12 protein-coding genes and 1 pseudogene are annotated in these 19095 nt (G+C 59.8%); 8 read left to right on the plus strand and 5 right to left on the minus strand.

All coding sequences use genetic code 11. The features are described from left to right. Positions 1-202 precede the first annotated feature (202 nt). The 3 genes from NKI97_RS26435 to NKI97_RS26445 are packed head-to-tail and all read right to left on the minus strand — an operon-like array spanning position 203 to position 3217. On the minus strand, positions 203-772 hold the full coding sequence (locus tag NKI97_RS26435) for a hypothetical protein (protein ID WP_352837513.1): 570 nt from the start codon (positions 770-772) through the stop codon (positions 203-205). Continuing rightward, a complete protein-coding gene (locus NKI97_RS26440) occupies positions 772-1797 on the minus strand; it encodes a hypothetical protein (protein WP_352837516.1) in 1026 nt (341 codons plus the stop codon). Before NKI97_RS26440 ends, NKI97_RS26435 begins: the two co-directional genes overlap by 1 nt. Then, entirely contained in the window at positions 1778-3217 is a 1440-nt protein-coding gene (locus NKI97_RS26445) for a BREX system Lon protease-like protein BrxL (protein WP_352837518.1), read from the minus strand. Before NKI97_RS26445 ends, NKI97_RS26440 begins: the two co-directional genes overlap by 20 nt. Positions 3218-3783: 566 nt before the next feature. Here NKI97_RS26445 and NKI97_RS26450 point away from each other — a divergent pair. From NKI97_RS26450 to NKI97_RS26485, 8 genes are all read left to right on the plus strand, one after another. Beyond that, positions 3784-4611, plus strand: a complete 828-nt coding sequence (locus NKI97_RS26450; RefSeq protein WP_352837521.1) for an antitoxin Xre/MbcA/ParS-like domain-containing protein — start codon at positions 3784-3786, stop codon at positions 4609-4611. After that, complete coding sequence (locus NKI97_RS26455) at positions 4608-5195, plus strand: RES family NAD+ phosphorylase (protein ID WP_352837522.1); 588 nt, start codon at positions 4608-4610, stop codon at positions 5193-5195. The genes NKI97_RS26450 and NKI97_RS26455 overlap by 4 nt, the downstream gene beginning before the upstream one ends. 626 nt (positions 5196-5821) lie before the next feature. Further along, positions 5822-6142 carry a HigA family addiction module antitoxin gene (locus NKI97_RS26460; RefSeq protein WP_352837525.1) on the plus strand — a complete coding sequence of 107 codons (321 nt, stop codon included), beginning with the start codon at positions 5822-5824 and terminating at the stop codon, positions 6140-6142. Between the two features lie 63 nt (positions 6143-6205). After that, entirely contained in the window at positions 6206-9718 is a 3513-nt protein-coding gene (locus NKI97_RS26465; RefSeq protein ID WP_352837528.1) for a helicase-related protein, read from the plus strand. Next, the gene (locus NKI97_RS26470; RefSeq protein ID WP_352837530.1) at positions 9715-11046 is read left to right on the plus strand and encodes an AAA family ATPase; all 1332 of its coding nucleotides are present in this window, start codon (positions 9715-9717) and stop codon (positions 11044-11046) included. The genes NKI97_RS26465 and NKI97_RS26470 overlap by 4 nt, the downstream gene beginning before the upstream one ends. A gap of 1 nt (position 11047) precedes the next feature. Then, entirely contained in the window at positions 11048-11689 is a 642-nt protein-coding gene (locus NKI97_RS26475) for a retron system putative HNH endonuclease (protein WP_352837532.1), read from the plus strand. A gap of 2 nt (positions 11690-11691) precedes the next feature. Further along, complete coding sequence (locus tag NKI97_RS26480) at positions 11692-14595, plus strand: DUF1156 domain-containing protein (RefSeq protein ID WP_352837535.1); 2904 nt, start codon at positions 11692-11694, stop codon at positions 14593-14595. A 14-nt stretch (positions 14596-14609) separates the two neighbouring features. Next, a complete protein-coding gene (locus NKI97_RS26485; protein WP_352837538.1) occupies positions 14610-17444 on the plus strand; it encodes an ATP-binding protein in 2835 nt (944 codons plus the stop codon). Positions 17445-17629: 185 nt separating this feature from the next. On the opposite strand, the pseudogene NKI97_RS26490 reads toward NKI97_RS26485, so the two are convergent. Together NKI97_RS26490 and NKI97_RS26495 are read right to left on the minus strand one after the other, a co-directional pair. Further along, positions 17630-18223, minus strand: a pseudogene (locus NKI97_RS26490) (DinB/UmuC family translesion DNA polymerase); the annotation flags it as partial. Positions 18224-18507: 284 nt separating this feature from the next. After that, positions 18508-19026 (minus strand): hypothetical protein, encoded by a 519-nt coding sequence (locus tag NKI97_RS26495; RefSeq protein WP_352837540.1) that lies wholly within the window; start codon positions 19024-19026, stop codon positions 18508-18510. Positions 19027-19095: the final 69 nt, after the last annotated feature.

The following is a 19095-nucleotide window of genomic DNA, read 5'->3' on the forward strand; positions in this document are numbered from 1 at the left end:
CCAAGGGAGGCGCTTCTTACACTTGTTTGTAGAACAGTCGTCTGCGCGAGCGGCGGCAAGCGGCATAGGGATGGAGTCGGCCGAGCTGCGCGGGATCATAGGAGTTCAGGTGGACGGGATCGGCCTGGAGAGGCTGGACAAGGTTTTCGAGGCAATTGAGGCCCATCAGCCGGGCAGGAAGCCGACATGATCGTTGTCACGGTCACGGACCGGAGAACCCCTTCGCTCTGATCTTGCCCGGTGCTCCTAACATACGATCCATTAACCCGTTGAAACCGTCATCCTCCGAACTCCAGCAGCGTCGGCTTCGGTTCATGACCTCCACGTATCTATAGAACTTAGCGAGGTTTCGGCGTGGCAGCGGATCGTGCGTGAAGCGGCGATTGAGCGCGATCTTCATGGCTTCAAGATCGAAATACAGAGCGAAGTATGCGCTCGGAAATGGCTTCGATCTACTAGCCCGCTCGTACAGTGCCAGTGACCGCGAGAGCAGCCTGTTGATCCCGTGACTCTTGTAGACCGCAGCGGCTGTTCTGATCGCTGCCTGCTGCAAGCGCTGATGCCCGGCTTCGTCCGTCTCAGGGAATGCTCGTGCAAGATAGACGGACCAGTAGATGGTCGGCGGCAGCAACAGGTCCGCAGACCGGCTATCAGGCATGGTTGTCAGGTCTAATTCAGTCAGCTTCGGACCGCTGCGCCATTCGTTTGCTGTGCGTTCGTCGAAACCTCCGCGGCCAGGCTGCGTACGCTGCCAATTCATTTTCGTGGCCATCAGGTGCGGACCGGATCCAGTTCGATGATCCGCTTCCGCTTCGTCCCTGACAGCCTGAACCCGCGGACCGTGATGTCGAGCGCTTTGATGGCCTTGTCGAAACCCTGGGGCATATGTTCGTCAGTCGGGACAACGAGAAACTTCGCGGCATCGCTGGTAGCAGCATGCGTCACCAACTGCCCGATCGCGGTGTAGAGTTGCTGCCTGCCGACGCCCGTTTTGATCTCGTAGACTTCGGTGATCTTTCCGGCCCGACGCACGTAGCAGTCGATTAGCTGAGTGTTGTAGACCTTTTCGTCCGGCTTGCGCGCCGCATGCCTTTCGGCGACGACCATGTCGACGATCTCGCCATGATATGTCTCGTAAGCGAACGTTCCGCCGTGCCGGCCGCGCTTAGTTCCCGAGAATTCTTTGTCGTAGCTCTCGGCCTCCTCGACCCGCTTCTGCAGCTCGGCGGGATCCAGTTCGCCTTCGGAAACGGCGTTCTTGAAATCCGCGACCTTGCTGACGTACCGCGCCAGACGGCCGACGAAGCCCTCGTCAGACATGTTGCCGATGGGTATGGCCTTACGGATCCGACCGTCTTCGCAAAGGACTTCGACCATGCGGATGTTCGCCGAGATCAGGAAGGCCTCCTGTCCAATGCCGGGACGCCCGCCGCCGACCGCGCCGTCGTGCATCAGGTGGACGTCGCCAGTCTCGTCGTCTTCGGCGAAGGCCCCGGCGACCTGCCAGCCGTTGGTTTCGGAAGGAACGTTGATCTCGACCGCAATGAGCTGCATTTTTCGTTCGGGCTCGAAGATGCCGAACGCGTTCCAGTATCTCGGGATCGTCGTGTCCTCAGGGGTTTTGCTGATCGAAGCCCAAAGTTCCCCTTCGCCGGCTGAGAATAGTTCGCGATCGCGGTTGCCGCCCTTGAAGCCGATTCTTCGCGTCCCTTGTGACGGCAGCGAGTCCTTCACGATCTGCGCAAGCGCATCCTGCGCAGCCTTTTTCGCTCTCGCCTCATGAATCAGCCTGAGCATATTGTCCCCCCGTTTTCCCCGACCTAAGCATTTCCATCGGGCGCGCGCCACGTTGTCGACAGCAATCGCTTTCCTGACTGGCCCGGATTGAGCGGAATAGTGGAAATCCAGATGAGCAAAGGAACGACTGCCGCGGTGCATTGCGCGAATTCCAAACATTCGTTTGCCCGATGCTCTGTCGCCGCAGCTGAAGGTACGCCTCAGCGATGGCCGCGCCGACACGGCGGGTCGGGCAACGGCGCGGCGAAAACCTTTCATTGGCTATAAGTTCCCGAGCACCTTCATGGCGGCTGTCCTGGGGTCGCCGTAGAAGATCGGGTCGACCTGTTTCCACGATATCAGCGCTCACATCTAGGAAGTTTCGCTTGTTCTCGATCGGGATGAGTGCGCGCTTTGCTCCGTTGTCCTTCGCAACTTGAAGCGGCTCCGTGAGGGACCGAAGAGGTTTGATATTCCCCTGGACGCTCATGTCTCCCAACACAAGCAATGCGGGGCTGACAGGCGCTTTCCTGAGTGCGGAATAGGATGCCACAAAGAAGGCGACCCCAACTTCAGCCTCGACTCGATTGCCAAGCAGGTCGATTACCTCGACGTGTATGTCCGAAATGTCGAGATCGCGCGCAATGCCGAATTCCGTCTTTTTCGCCTGGACGTAGCTGAAAGCTCGCTGGACGGATTCTTTCATTGCACCGGCAATTCCGCCGGCCATCTTCAACTTCCCGGTTCCGCTCGATACTGAAACCTCCAAGCGGTAAAGGCCGACCGTTCCATCGGACGTTACGCCCGCTGTGTATACCGTCCCGGGAGAAAGCGGATCCATGGAGATTAGATCGCGTCCCCCTTGTTCGGGCACACCTACGAATTTTTCCTCTCCAGTCTCCTGGAGAGTGTAGCTGAACGATGTCTGATAATATTCGAAGGAGCCCATCTTCTTGAGCTGCTCCTTCACGCGGCGGCGTCCTTCAAGAGATAACTCGAGGATTTCCGAGAGTTCTTCCTGAGCCACGTCGCCGTGCGGAAATAGAACCTTCATCAGGCCCGACACTGTCTTCCGGACGGCCTTACGATCACGTGCGTTGAGGTGCGCGCCCATTGAGAAGTACCTGTCGATGATCTCCGTGAAATTGTGTTTGCGCATCTCGCGCAGTGCTTCGGCGAGATAATCAACGAGAAACGCATATTGGTCCGTGAACAGTTCGTTCCGCATCTGCGGAATTTCCCAGCCCGGGAGATAGAAATGTAGTCGATCAATGAATGCCATATCGTCGCGAATGGTGTCGGGCATCGGGGCGAAAAGGTGGCCGGTCTGAACCATGACGTCGATGGGCTGATTGGTGTTGCCGAACATCGCAATGCCGGCGTCCCCTGCGACAGCCTCCTGTCCCCGCTGGAACGTGCCGGACTCGCAGTAAGTTTTCATCGTCGTAATGACTTCTTGGGGTCAGAACAAGATTAGTGCGAAATCGTACGCTAACCGAAATTGTGCATGTTTTCAGTAGGTTGCCGCCTGTGCCGAATATTAAATTCTTTTGGGACATGCTATTTGGAGCCGCGTTTTGGGACCGAACACGGATCTCGAGCATCGTTTTCTCAGCTAAACGTACGATTTCGCACTAGTCTTGTTCTGACCCCGTGAGTGAGACCCTCGAATCCGAGTTGATAGATACCTCGGATCTGCTCGACTGCGATTACGATGAGGGGCGGATGGTCCTCATTGAGAATTTCGGACTGGAGGAGCGGGCCTGCCCGGAATGTATTTCGGAAACGAGGCAGAAGGTTGAGGACCTGCGACGAGCGCAGTACGATGAAGTCTTGCGATGGAGGAGTACGACGCCCGGAAAGGAAAATAAGGCGGACGGCGAGGCTTTGACCACGTCGCATGTCCTCTCGGCGGACTACAGGGCTGCCGGTTTAGTCTTGTAAGTGACGGGCTTCAGCCATCCAAGCACGCTCATCGTTCCCCAAAAGGCGTAGGCCGGTTCGCTGGTGATTGCTCCCCGCGATATCCGACGCAAAAAGTGCAAATGGGACAAACTGGACAAATGCTGTTGCTCTGACTATATTGACGGGCAGAAGGATGGAGATTTGTCCATGGCCAATCCAAATATGCAGTTCGTTCGCAACCGCAACGCCCGCGTGGCCGAGCGTGTAGCGAGCAAAGTGACCAACGCGCTGAAGAGCGACAGGGCATTCGAGTCGGGTTCGCTAGCGCTTTCGGCACACATCGCCGGTGCCGCCGCCGTAGCGGTCCTGAACCTGCCGGTGGAGGCACGACAGGAACTCACCAAGCGGCAGGCCGAGCTGATGCGCGGTGTTCGCCGCCTGGTCGAGAGCTTCGGCGACGATCCCGGTCGCGGCAAAATCAAGCTCGTTGTGCCCGAAGCAATCGAACCATCGAAGGGCGAGGGCCTGGGTTCGATTGTCTCGGCCGAGGAAGGCAAGCGCCTCCTCGGAGAGTTGGCTGTCGCCCGGAAGATCGAGGACTGGGCAGGTCCAGTCGCCGGGGCCAGCGAGCTTAGTCGCGACTATGGTATCCCGCGTTCCACTCTTCACCGTTGGCAGCATTCCGACGAGGTCATCGGGCTGCTGAAAGGCACCAAGAAACATGTGTTTCCGGTCGAGCAGTTCATTGATGGACGTCCTGCTCGGGGGATTTCCGCAATCGTCAGTCTCGCCGGCGGTCACCGTGTAGCCTGGCTCTGGTTGCGTCAGGCCAATCCGGTGCTGAGCGGGCGCAAGCCGATCTATCTTCTCAAGCAGGATCGGGTCGATGAGGTCGTTGACACGGCGCGGGCCTATTTCAATCCGCAATGACGCTCGACCCTGCTATCCTGACGCGGCTCGCGGTCAGCGCCGATGTCACAGACTATGTGAGGATCATCGGGCGTGTCCATGCGGCGACTCCCCTGGGCATGGGCCCCGGTCGATCCCGCTTCTCCAGTCCAAGGGACAGGTTTCAACTGCCGTACCTGGCACAGGATCCCATGACCGCCTTTGCCGAGACGATCGTGCGGGATCGCTTCGAGAAGAGTGCTGAGCGCTTGCTCATGGAGGAGGAGCTCGACCGATACTCGATCGCAGTCGTGCGCAATCCGCGACCGCTCTTCCTGCTGGACCTGCGCAACGAGGGAGCAAGCCTGCTCGGCGTATCCACCGACGCCGTGCGCGCCAAGGCGCAAGCCGCTGGCCGGCGACTTAGCCAGTCCCTCTATGACCAAACCACCCTTGACGGCGTCGTCTACATGTCCAGGATCACCAACAGGCAATGTGTCGCCGTCTACGATCGGGCGGTTGCGTCAAAGCTCGAGTCGAACAGCCCGGCGCTCGATTTGCCGCGCCTCTCAGGCCTTCGAGCGATTCTGGACGCCCTTCATATCACCATCGAGGCGGGCGCCTGATCGGGAGGCATCGCTGAGAACCGCGGTCAGGATCGCCACCATCTGCCGATCGCTGTCACGGACCGGCTTCAGTTTGCGCCGTATCCGCTCCATCGCCGGCGGCAGTTCCCAGCCTTGGAGCGGCGTTCGATGAGCATGGCGCCGGGCTTGACAAGCACCGCGATGCCGCACGCACGATTATCGAGCGCGCACAGGATCGCTTTGAAGGCGACCGTTCGGGCGGTTTAAGGACCTTGTGGCTTTCCAGCAAAACCCATGAAGCGTTGATTGCATGTAAAGCGTCGCTTGACGCTATGCGCCCCCACTGGTACTCCAAGTCACCGCCATATCAAGCGTCGCCGATTCAGGCCCACGCTTTCTCACTGAAGGGAATAGTCGATGGCCCGCACGGCATCCGACGCAATGAGCCCGCAGCGCATCGTCTCCTTCAATGGGAAAATGGGCGGGGCCTCAGCACTTCACGCCGTCGCTGGCTGTGGGATGGGCGGCGGCCCAGTGCCGGGCCAGGACAATGAGCGTTCGCGCCCGAGTCCATCGCTGCGATCACGTTCACGATCGACGGACACGACGCAGGGACCCCCAAACTCAACTATTCTCAAAACGGCTGACACGCGGACACAATCTCGATGAACGACACCCGGATGAAGATCCCCGCCCATCCCGGCGGCTTTGTGAAGACCGAGGTACTCGAGCCCCTCGGCCTGTCGGTCACTGCTGCCGCCGATGTTCTCGGCGTCACCCGCGCCGCCCTGTCAGCGCTCCTCAACCAGCGGGCGGACCTCTCACCCGAAATGGCGATCCGCATCGAAAAGGCGTTCGGCATCTCGATGGAAACCCTCATGCGTATGCAGAATAGCTTCGATATTGCGGAGGCACGCAAGAGGGCAAAGGAAGTCAATGTCGCACCCTATAAGGGCAGTCCACCTGCACGAACTCATTCCAGATAGTCTGGTCAGAATTCCAATCGCCGGGCATAGGCTCGCGCCGCCCAAGAGAAGGTCGCCCACCGCATGAAACTTGAAGAAATATCGTCTGGTCAGAGTCTGTCTGGGATCGAGCCATCTCAGGTTGTGACGGTCGTTGCGGTCGTCCCCCTCGGCGAAGGGTCTGTCCAGCTCATCTATAGGACCCCGGACGGCAATATCAAGGAACGGCTGCTCAACAGGGGTGATGAACCTTCCGTTGACGTTGCTACAGTCGAGCGACCCTTCTCTTTCGATGGCGACGGCGCTGCTTTCCAACTCGCTTGTGAGGCAAAGCGGATCGACCTCGCCTTCCTGTTCGATCCGATGATGGCCGTTCACAGCTCAAACGTCGAGCCGCTGCCACACCAGATCACCGCTGTCTATGAATCGCTCCTGCCCCGGCAGCCATTGCGGTTCGTCCTTGCGGACGATCCCGGCGCCGGCAAGACGATCATGGCCGGGCTCTACATCCGCGAGCTCATCATGCGTGCGGATTCGCATCGCATTTTGATTGTCGCCCCCGGCAGCCTTGTCGAGCAGTGGCGGGACGAGCTTTTCGAGAAGTTCGGGCTGGAATTTCACGTGTATTCGCCCCTTCTGGAGCAGACTTCCCCAAGCGGGAACCCGTTCGACGACTATCCCCGCCTCATCGTCAGGCTCGACCAGCTCTCCCGCAGCGAGGAGCTTCAGGACAAGCTCTGCGCCCCGGGATGGGACCTCGCCGTCTTTGACGAAGCGCACAAGCTCTCGGCCCACTATTTCGGCTCGAAACTAGAGAAAACCGGACGTTTCCGCTTCGCCGAAAAGCTGGGAGCGCACGTCCGGCACCTGCTGCTGATGACAGCGACGCCGCACAACGGCAAGGAAGAGGACTTCCAGCTCTTTCTTTCGCTGCTCGATTCGGACCGCTTCTATGGCAAGTTCCGGGACGGCGTCCATAAAGTCGATGCCTCTGACCTTATGCGCCGGATGGTCAAGGAAGAGATGGTTAGGTTTGACGGCACGCCGCTCTTTCCCGAGCGCCGAGCCTATACCGTCAACTACGAACTCTCGCCGCCCGAAGCTGCCCTATACGAGGCCGTCACCAACTACGTCCAGACCGAAATGGGAAAAGCCGATCAGCTCCAGGGCGCGCGCAAGGGCTCGGTCGGTTTCGCCCTCACCGCTCTCCAACGGCGGCTTGCCTCAAGCCCCGAAGCCATTTTCCAATCGCTCAAGCGACGCCGCGAGCGGCTGGAGAACCGTCTGCCGGACGAAAAGCTCGGCATAAAAGGCCGTCAGACTCTCGCCGAAACCTATCCCGGCATTCCAGACGACGACGACGATTTGAGCGCCGAGGAGCAGGAGGACCTTGAAGAGAATCTGATCGACGATGCGACCGCTGCCAAGACGCTCGCCGAACTTGAAGCGGAGATTGTTATCCTGAAGGGGCTGGAGGAACAGGCGAAGGCCCTCGTCGCTTCCGGTCAGGACCGCAAGTGGGACGAACTATCCAAAATCCTTCAGAACAACCCCGAAATGCGGGACGCCTCCGGTCGGCTACGCAAGATCATAATTTTCTCTGAGCACCGGGACACGCTGAACTACCTTCAGGCGCGGATCGCCGGCGTGCTCGGGAATTCCGACGCCATCGTGACCATCCACGGCGGCACGCACCGCGACGAACGCCGTCGTCTTCAGGCGCTCTTCCGCTCCGATCCCGATGTCCGTGTGTTGGTGGCGACCGATGCCGCAGGCGAAGGCGTCAACCTTCAGAACGCGAACCTCATGGTCAACTATGACCTGCCGTGGAACCCGAACCGGCTGGAGCAACGCTTCGGCCGCATTCACCGCATCGGGCAGACCGAGGTTTGTCACCTGTGGAATTTGGTCGCCAAGGAGACACGCGAGGGCGACGTGTATCATCGCCTTCTGCTGAAGCTGGAGGTCGAAAGCCAGGCCCTTCACGGGCGGGTTTTCGACATTCTCGGCGAGGTCTTCGAAGGCACTAGTCTCAAGGACCTCTTGGTCGAAGCCATCCGCTATGGCGACCGCTCGGAGGTTCGTGCCCGTCTCACCCAGAAGATCGACAACGCACTCGACCATGATCACCTGAAATCGCTCCTGAACCGCAATGCGCTCGCTCAGGAGACGATGAACCCCGAACGGCTGTTTGCCGTGAAGGAGGAAATGGAGAAGGCGGAGGCCCGGAGGCTTCAGCCGTTCTTCGTGCGGGCCTTCTTCTCTAAGGCCCTCGACGCGCTCGGCGGCACGGCGCATGCGCGCGAGGCCGGCCGCTACGAGATCAGTCATGTACCATCGGCTATCCGCGAGCGTGACCGCCGCCTGACAGGGCGGAACCGCCGGGAGCATGAGCCGGTGCTGCGGCGCTATAGCCGCATTTGCTTCGAGCGCCAGGCCATCCAGCCCCTCGACAAGGCCGGGCTGGAGCGCGCCGTCCTGATACATCCCGGCCACCCGCTAATGCTCACCATGTCGGACATGATTCTGGAGCAGCACACCAATTTACTCCGACAGGGCTCCATCCTCATTGACCAGGCCGATGAGGGGCTTGATCCTGTGCTGCTGTTCCTGCTGACGCATGAGATCAAGTCCGGCGACAACACCGTGCTGTCCAAGCGCCTGCAATTCGTGCGCGTCGGTCCGGATGGACAGGCGACCTTCGCCGGATGGGCGCCTCATCTCGACCTTGAGCCTTTTCCCGATGCCGAGCGACCCTTGCTCAAAGACCTCCTCGACGCGCCTTGGCTGTCATCCGGTCAGGAGGCGCGCGCCCTTTCTCTGGCCGCGACGACGCTCGTGCCGGAGCACTATGGCGACGTCGCACAGCGGCGCATCGACCATGTTGAGAAGACCCTGAACGCCGTCCATGAGCGTCTCAGTAAGGAAATTGCCTTCTGGCAGGACCGCTGGATGAGGCTGAAGGACGATACGGCGGCAGGCAAGGATGTGCGCCTCAACCTTCAGAATGTTGAGCGGACGCTTGGCGATCTTCAGGGCCGTTTGGATGGCCGAAAGAAAGAGCTTCACGCCATGCGCCATGTCGTCAACGGCACGCCGGTCGTACTGGGCGCCGCACTGATCGTGCCGGCTGGCTTAATGAACAAGCTGCGCGGCGATGAACCTGCCGATCCGGTGGCCGCGACCTTCGCGGCCGACGCGACCGCGCGCTCGCGCATCGAGCGGCTCGCCATGACCGCCGTTCGGCAGGTCGAGGAAGCGCGCGGTTGCCGCGTCGTCGATGTCTCCGCCGACAAATGCGGCTGGGATTTGACCTCATACCCGCCAGCCGTTGAGGGCAAGCAGCCCGATCCAAAGCACATCGAGGTGAAGGGACGGGTGAAGGGCGCAAGCACCGTCACGATCACCCGCAACGAAATGCTCTACGCCTTCAATCAGGGTGACAAGTTCGTGCTGGCAATCGCCATCGTCGGCGAAGGTGACGCTATCGACGGCCCGCACTACATTGCCAGCCCGTTCGACCGCGAGCCGGGTTGGGGTGTCGCGTCTGTCAACTTCAATTTGGGCGATCTGCTCGCCAAAGCAGAGGCCCGATGACCGCGCTACGCCTAGACAAGCTGTCGCTGATGAATTTTCGATGCTTCGCGCATTGTGAAATCGAGTTCCATCCCGACCTGACCGTCCTTGTTGCGGAGAACGGAAGCGGGAAAACTGCGGTGCTCGACGCCGCCGGAGCGGCGCTCTCGGTCTTCGTCAACGCCATCTATCCGCCGGAGAAGGTGCGGCGGATAGAGCGGAACGACGTGCGCCTGATCCCCGGTCAGGAGCGCAGGATGTCGCCCTGCCTTCCAACTGAGTACGAAGCGCAGGCCTTTGTTCAAGACGAACCCGTGACGTGGAGGAGCGCCGTCAGAACCTATGGCAACAAAGTGCGGCCGAGTACTCGGCACTTTGGCCCAATGAAGGCGGCCGCGCAGCCATTTCTATCCGACACGGCGGTTCTCCCGCTGATCGCCTTCTATGGAACGGGCCGCCTTTGGAGCGAGCAGCGGCAGACCGAGTATCGCCGTTCCACCGTCACCAATATCGGGGAGCGCGTCGCCGGGTATGCCGATTGCCTCACGTCTTCGTCGTCCTTCAAGGGCATTTCGGCATGGTTCGAGCATCGCGCCCGGCAGACGGCATCACCCGCCTATAAGGAAAGCCTTCCCGCAAATCTCGCCATGATCGCGGGCGTAAAGCAGGCGGCCGACACGGTTTTGAAACCTACCGGCTGGTCCAATCTCGATTGGGACCATGAACTTCACGCCCTGACGGCCGAGCACGAGACGCAAGGCCGGCTGCCTTTGTCTATGCTGAGCGATGGCGTCCGCACCATGCTTGCGCTCGTCGCCGATGTTTCGCGCCGCTGCGCGAGCCTCAATCCGCATCTGAGTGATCGGGCCGCGATCGAGACACCCGGCGTTCTCATCGTCGATGAAGTGGACATGCATCTGCATCCCCGTTGGCAACAGCGGGTGCTTGGCCTGCTGCAAAGAGCGTTCCCGGCCCTGCAGATCATCGTCAGCACGCACAGCCCACATGTTCTGTCCACCGTTGATAAGTCGTCGATCCGTGTCCTTCACATCAAGAACGGCGACGTGGTGATCGAGACACCCCTGATTCAGACCAGAGGCGTCGAGAGCGCGGATGTCCTGGCTACCGTGATGGACGTGGATCCCGTTCCACAGCTTGAGGAATCGAACGCCCTTAGCACCTATCGCAGGCTCATCGAGGCGGGAGAAGCCGAAGGGCAGGAAGCGTCCGCCTTGCGGGAACGCCTGATCGCGCACTTCGGCGAAAGCCATCCTGTCATGCTGGAGTGTGACCGCCTAATCCGCTTCCAACGGTTCCGGCTCGCCAAGAGCCGGCCGGAGGGCGCGTGACATGAGGAAACTTGATCGGTCCATCTGTCCCGCACCAGCTTGCCTTGGCGGCTATACTCACGGCGTTCACACATGGGACAACATATCACCCGCACATAAGGCCGAGATCAGAACGCGTCTTGAGGCGATGCAGGGTCGTCGGTGCGCCTATTGTGAGGGTAGCATTGATAGCCTCGGTCAGCATATCGAGCACCTCCGGCGCAAAAACCTTCATCCGGCCATGACGTTCGATTGGAGCAACCTGTTCTGGTCTTGCGACCAGACGGACTCGTGCGGTCATTACAAGGATCGCGGTGCCGGACCATACAATGTAGATGACCTCCTAAATCCATGCTGCGACAACCCAGACGCCTTCTTCATCTTTCAGGCGGATGGAACGATCAGTATTAGGCGCGGCCTTTCGGAGCCCGATAAACGACGTGCCAGCGAGACGCTGCGCGTCTTCTCGCTCAATCCTGAGTGGGGGCGGCTGCGTGCTATGCGTCAAGCAGCCGTCTCCGGATACATCAGCGATGCTGATCAAGCAGTCGATGCGGGTCTTTCACTTGTTGATATTCATGAGTACTTCGCTGACGTACTGGAGTACGCAAAGGAACTCCCATTTTATACGGCCATTCGACATGTGCTGACAGAAAGACAATAATTATGAGCGCTGCCGTGAAGACCCCGAAGAAGTTGATCGAAGTCGCGCTGCCGTTGGACGCGATCAACGAAGCCGCGAGAGATGAAAAGGCTGTGCCTCGCCCTGGGCATCCTCAAACGATGCACTATTGGTGGGCTCGGCGTCCGCTTGCCGCCGCGCGCGCCGTGATCTTCTCGCAGATGGTCAACGATCCATCGTGGAAATGGGAGCTTGAGCATCCGGGCGAGATTCCGCCGAACAACATCAAGGCGAGTTGGGCAGCAAGCCGGTATCGGCTTTTCGCCATCATCAAAGACCTGGCGAAATGGGAGAACACCGCCAACGAAGCCGTCTTGGAGACGGCGCGTGCCGAAATCCGCAAATCCTGGCGCGAGACCTGCGAACTCAACGAGGATCATCCGCAAGCTGCCGAGCTATTCGATCCTGAGAGACTGCCGGCCTTCCACGATCCCTTCGCCGGCGGCGGGGCGCTGCCGCTTGAAGCGCAGCGACTTGGGCTCCAATCCTATGCGTCCGACCTCAATCCCGTCGCCGTTCTAGTCAACAAGGCGATGATCGAGATTCCGCCGAGATTTGCCTGCCGTCCGCCCGTGAACTCCGAGGCGCTCAGCAGCCAAGACGCATGGAGCAAACAGTGGAGCGGCGCGCAGGGCGTCGCCGAGGACGTACTCTATTACGGTCAATGGATGCTCAATGAAGCGCGGAAGCGCATCGGTTGGCTTTATCCGCCCGTCGAAGTCACGGCGGACGCGGCCAAAGAACGGCCCGATCTCAAGCCGCTCGTCGGCCAAAAGCTCACTGTGATTGCCTATCTGTGGACACGAACGGTTAGGAGTCCGAATCCAGCCTTCCGACACGTTCATGTGCCTCTTGCCTCGACTTTTATCCTCTCCAACAAGGAAAGGAACGGGGCGTACGTTAGCCCCGTGGTGAACGGAGATCACTATCGGTTTGAAGTGAGAACAGGAAATCCGCCGGACGAGGTGAAAAATGGAACAAAATCAGCTACCGGCCGCGCCTTTCTCTGTTTGCTGTCGAAGACACCGATGGATTTCGCCTATCTACGCGAGCAGGCAAAGCTCGGCCAATTAGGCCAAAAGCTACTCGCCGTCGTTGCGGAGGGAAGCAGTGGCCGAATATACTTGTCGCCGACACCCGAAATGGAAGCCGTTGCTCTCGGAGCAGCTCCACAATGGGTGCCGGATACAGCCTTGCCAGATAAAGCACTTGGCTTTCGCGTTCAAGAGTATGGCATGCGGAAGTGGTCTGACCTCTTCACCTCCCGACAACTTGTCGCGCTAACGACATTCGCCGATCTCGTAATTGAAGCAAGAGAGAAGGCTCAACACGACGCTATTGCCGCCGGAGTTCCGGATACGGACCAATCAATTGATGTCGGCGGCACGGGCGCTCTCGCCTACGCAGAGGCAATAAGTGTATATTTGGCTTGCGCACTTAGCCGCCTAGCCAGCTACAACAATTCTATATGTCATTGGAACATTATAGGTGGGAGCGTCGCTCAAATATTCTCAAGAAACGCAATACCGATGTCCTGGGATTATATTGAGGTCAACCCGTTACAAAAAATGAGCGGAAACTGGTCCGGGGGAGTTGAGTGGGTCAGTGATGTTTTTCAGAAATTATCCGCATGTTCCACAGAAGGAACTGCGAAGCAGGCCGACGCAAGCGTACAGGAACTGTCAAAAAACTGCGTCGTATCAACTGACCCACCATACTATGATAACATCGGCTACGCTGACCTTTCTGATTTCTTTTACGTATGGTTGAGGAAAGTGCTTAGGCCAGTCTTCGGCGAGCTTTTCTCAACCATTACCGTTCCAAAGACCGAAGAGCTGGTCGCAACTCCTGACCGCCATAGTGGCAGGGAAAAGGCCGAGGCGTTTTTTCTTCGCGGAATGACACAGGCAATGCACCGCCTAGCAGAGCAAGCTCATCCGAGCTTTCCTATTACTATCTACTACGCCTTCAAACAGGCTGAAAGCGCTGATGCAGGGACCAGCAGTACCGGTTGGGAAACCTTCCTGGATGCCGTAATGCGTTCTGGACTTTCTCTCACTGGTACTTGGCCTATGCGTACTGAAAAGCAAGGGAGAATGCGCGCGACGGGAAGCAATGCGCTCGCATCCAGCATAATCCTCGTCTGCCGCCCTCGTGCTGCAACGGCTGGGACGATCTCCCGTCGCGCCTTCTTGCGTGAGCTGAATCAGATTCTCCCCGGGGCGCTTGACGAAATGACGCGCGGCTCGGGCGATGATCGTTCGCCTGTCGCGCCAGTGGACTTGTCGCAGGCCATAATCGGCCCCGGTATGGCGGTGTTCTCGAAATACGCCGCCGTTTTGGAGGCGGATGGCACACCGATGACCGTGCAAACCGCGCTGCGGCACATCAACCGCTTCCTTGCCGAGGATGACTTCGACCACGACACGCAATTCTGCCTGCACTGGTTCGAGCAATATGGCTGGAAAGAGGGGCGGTTTGGCGAGGCCGACACGCTGGCCCGTGCCAAAGGCACGAGCGTTGACGGCGTGAAGCAGTCGGGCGTGCTTTTTGCCACGGGCGGCATTGTCCGGCTGTTGAAATGGGCCGAATACCCTTCCGACTGGAATCCGGTTGGTGACGTGCGCCTGCCGATCTGGGAAGCACTGCATCACCTTATCCGTATTTTCAAGGCGGAAGGCGAGAGCGGGGCGGGCAAGGTGCTGGCTACCGTCGCAGCCAAGGCCGAGCCGACGCGGCAGCTCTCCTATCGGCTCTATACCCTTTGCGAGCGGGCGGGCTGGGCAGAGGATGCCCGCGCCTATAACGAGATCATAACGAGCTGGAGCGCCATCGAGTCCGCCGCCGCAGCGGCACCGAAGGCGCATCAACGCGACCTGTTTGGCTGAAGGGGGAGCCAGCGATGAAACCTTGGAGAGAAGTGGCTGTGCCCCATCAGGACGTGCTTGAAGGCACGTTCCAGCAATCGGAGTTTGCCGCCGACATCACGGCGGTCAACACCGGCAAGGCCAGCCGCGAATATCAGGATGCCGGCGCGTTCTTCGCCCGCACATTCATCACCGAAGGCATGGCGCTTCTGTTGACGCAGACGGCGCAACGTCTCGCCGGCAGAGGCGGCGAGCCAGTCGTGCAGCTGCAGACAGCCTTCGGCGGCGGCAAGACGCACACCATGCTCGCCGTCTATCACCTCGTTACCCGCAACTGCGCCCTGTCCGAGCTCGCCGGCATCCCCGCGCTTGTCGATCGGGCCGGCTTGATGGACGTGCCGCAGGCCCGCGTCGCGGTGCTAGACGGCACCGCACACGCCCCGGGCCAGCCGTGGAAGCGCGGGAGCCAGACGATCAAGACCCTATGGGGCGAGATCGCATGGCAGCTCGGCGGCGCCGAAGCCTTCACACTTGTCGCCGAGTCCGATGCCACCGGCACGTCTCCGGGCAAGGACGTGTTGCGCGAGCTTCTGGAGCGCCACTCGCCTTGCGTCGTGCTCATTGACGAGCTGGTCGCCTATATCCGGCAATTCCAGGAATCGCAGGCGATCAGCGGCGGAAGCTACGACTCCAACCTGTCCTTCGTGCAGGCCCTCACCGAAGCGGTGAAGCAGGTGCCGCGCGCCATCGTGCTCGCCTCGTTGCCGGAATCCGACCTGGAGGCGGGCGGTCAGCGCGGCGTCACGGCGCTGCGCGCGCTCGAAAAGACCTTCGGACGGGTGCAAGCGCTTTGGAAACCAGTCGCGACCGAGGAAGCCTTCGAGATCGTGCGCCGCCGCCTGTTCGAGCCGGTGCGGGACGAGAAGGCCCACGAATCCGTGTGCCGCGCGTTCGCGGACGCCTATGTCGCCGAGGGTGTAAAGCTGCCGGCGGATACGCAAGAGCGGCACTATTACGACCGACTGTTGCACGCCTATCCGATCCATCCGGAGGTGTTCGATCGCCTCTATGATGACTGGACGACCATCGACGGGTTTCAGCGCACACGCGGCGTTCTGAAGCTCATGGCCAAGGTCATCTTCCGGCTGTGGAAGGACGACAACAAAGACTTGCTCATCATGCCCGGCAGCTTGCCGCTTCATGACGGCAGCAGCCGCAACGAGCTGACCTACTATCTCCCTGCTGGCTGGGATGCTGTGATCGAGCGCGACATCGACGGCGACCGCGCCGAGACGACCGCCTTGGAGAACAAGGAGCCGCGCTTCGGGCAATTGGGGGCAGCGCGGCGCATTGCCCGCACGGTCTTTCTCGGAAGCGCACCTTCTTCAGTCGCGTCCAAGGTTTCCGCGCGCGGACTCGACCGTGCACACATCATTCTGGGCTGCCTACAGCCAGGACAGGCATCATCCGTGTATGCCGACGCGCTTGGCCGCCTTGCCGATCGGCTGCACTATCTCAACGCCTCCGGCGACAAAGGTCAGGACTCTACCCGCTTCTGGTTCGACACCCGCGCCAATCTGCGCCGGGAGATGGAGGACCGCAAACGCCGCTTCGATGATCGGACGGAGGTGCGCGGCAAGATCGCCGAAGTCTTGAAGAAGGCGGTCGGCAACGCCACCTCCTTCGATGGCGTGCATATCTTCACACCGCACGCCGATGTGCCGGACGACACTGCCCTGCGTTTGGTCGTTCTGCCACCTGAGACATGGTACGCCCGCGAAGAGAGCCGGCTCGCCTTTGAAGCCGTACTGGAGAGCATCGGCAAGAATGGCGCGAAGCCGCGGTATCGCAGCAACCGGCTGCTTTTCCTTGCTCCCGATCACGGGGCTCTCTCCCGCCTCAACGACGCGACACGGATCGCGCTCGCTTGGGGTTCGATCGTTGATGACGTAAAGGAAGGTCGGCTCAACATCGACCTCTTGCAGAAGAACCAGGCGGAGAAGGAGTTGAAGAGCGCCGAGGACGCGCTGCCGCGTGTCATCCGCGAATGCTACAAGTGGTTGCTCTGTCCGATGCAGGATGCGCCGACTGATCCGAAGCCGGGCATCGAGGTATTCACCGTCAACACGACAGGCGGTTCGGTAGGAAGCGAGATCCAGCGAGTTTGCGACGACAACGAGCTGGTGATCGCCACATGGTCGCCGATCCACCTGCGGGCGAAGCTCAGCGAGCTTTACTGGAAGGGCGGGCCGATCGCGGCAAACGCTGCTGGTTTCTTCGAAGATAGCCTGCGCTATCTCTACCTGCCGCGTCTGAAGACGCGCGAAGTTCTTGCGCAGGCGATTCGAACTGGCGCGGCCAGCCGGGATTTCTTTGGCACGGCATATGGTGAGGCCAACGGAAGGTTCGAAGGCTTCGCCTTTGGCGGCGGCAACGTCGTCTTTGACGACACGTTGCTTCTGATTGAGCCCCAAGCAGCCCAAGCTTATGAGGATGCAAACCGGCCGACAGCCCCCGCTGGCCCGGCGGTCGTCACAACCGCAAGCGGGGTGGCCGAAGCACCAGGCAGCTACACCGCCAACGGCACGACCGTATCCCGAGCCGAGCCGATAACACCTGCGCCAGCACCGGCCGCTACGAGGTCGAAAACATTCTACGGTTCGGCAGAGGTTCCGCCCGCGACCGCAAAGATGCGCCTCGTCCAGATCGCTGAGGAGATCGTATCGGTTCTCGGCACCGACCCGAACGCGACGATCCGCCTTGTTGTGGAAATCTCAGCGGAGTTCCCCGATGGGGCCAGTGACAGCGTGAAGCGCGCAGTTTCGGAAAACGCCAGGACCCTTGGACTGAAATCGGCAGACTGGGAGTGATGCCGAGGGGAAAACCTGCTTGCTCCCGGTTTACGTGGACCGGCAGGATCCCGGATTGTTGTCCTTCACGGCGAAACGCGCCATACTTTTCGCCAGTTCTGCAATAGCAGCAAATTGCTCGTCTTGGCGGTCGGGGAGCAGCGTCACGACGTTTGGATAGAACGACGGCGCGGCGACACCATGGTCTGTAGCTCAGCTTGGCTGCGGATGATTTGCTGACTGGTTCGACGCCGCGTAATCTGGCGGAATTCGGCATAGTTGACCTTGAGCGTCACCGTGCGCCCATGGATTTCGTTGTTTTCGCAATACCGCCAGACCTTTTCTATGAGCGGACGCAGCCCTTCGTGCGCCTCCGCGATCATGAACAGATCTCGCGCAAACGTATCCTCCGCTCCTACGGACTTGCGGACGCGATCAGGACGCACCGGCCGCTCGTCGATGCCCCGCGATATCCAGTAATAATATGGTCCGGCCTTGCCGAAATGTTCCTGCAGGAACGGCAGTGTCTGCGCCCGCAGATCGGTGCCGGCACGGATTCCGAGCCGTTCCATCTTCGAGTTGGTGGCAGGGCCGATGCCGTGGAATTTCTTCACCGGGAGCACTTCGACGAAGCTCGGCCCCATCTTCGGCGTGATCACGAATAGCCCGTCAGGCTTGCCCTGATCGGAAGCCATCTTGGCTAGGAACTTGTTGTAGCTGACACCGGCTGAGGCGGTAAGGCCGGTCTTCGCCTTGATCTTCTCGCTTGCTAGTCTTAGGCTCATCGCCCTGGTCGTGATCGTCGCATTGTTGCAGGTCGGCGCTACTATTTGGGAAGAGCTCCACCGCGATCCCGGAACTTACGTCAAGTTGCAGCCGTAGTCCGACGCTTCCGGCCGCGCTTGCCGCGTTCAGTCTTGTTGGTGGAGTCGTAAGCGTTTACTGGCACCATCTTCCTCGCGCGCCGAGCGGCGACTTCTGGCTAGCCGACAACAGCAACGGCGAGGGTTAGGTCTGAGTCTACTGTGATCGTTAAGGCTGAGAACCCCACTCGCCATGCACAACCAAGGCTGCCACCTCCAACTTATCGCCGAAGAGCAAACTTGCCGAGGCCCCAGAACAGGAAGCCCAAAGCGATTGCAAATAGTACCAATATTCTCAGGAAAATAGCTTCTGCACCCTCATAGGCCTGCCCCACGAAGTAGTCGGTGGCCCTGGACCTAACCCAGGTGTCTATCATGAAGCCAGTCAAGCCGACTACCAGCACCACCTCAGCGCACCGCATTAATCCAGTGGCAATCTTCTGTTTCCGGATGATGAGTATGACGCAAAGCGGCACCGCGGCGAGCCCTAAGACTATGCCTGCGGCGCGCATCCAACCGATCGAAGATTGGGCAAGCGCTGAGTCTCGCGCGGCCAACGCCTTATCAACGTCCGGACCCCCAACCACAATGTCCCATGCCGAAAAGGAGCCAAGATATTGCATGTCAATGGCTTCCCACTGACTATCCGAATATAGCCGCACAATTGGCCCCAAGATGGTCAAGAAAACGGCGGCCGCGAGAATACCCTTGGTTCGGTCTCTTTCTTCACCAGGATTCATGTTTTGTCACCCCTCTTCCGACCATCTTTGCTTGTCAGAGCTACATGGTCGACCCAAGCAGAATTGAAA

The organism is Mesorhizobium sp. M0296, assembly GCF_040321675.1.
Lineage (GTDB): Bacteria > Pseudomonadota > Alphaproteobacteria > Rhizobiales > Rhizobiaceae > Mesorhizobium.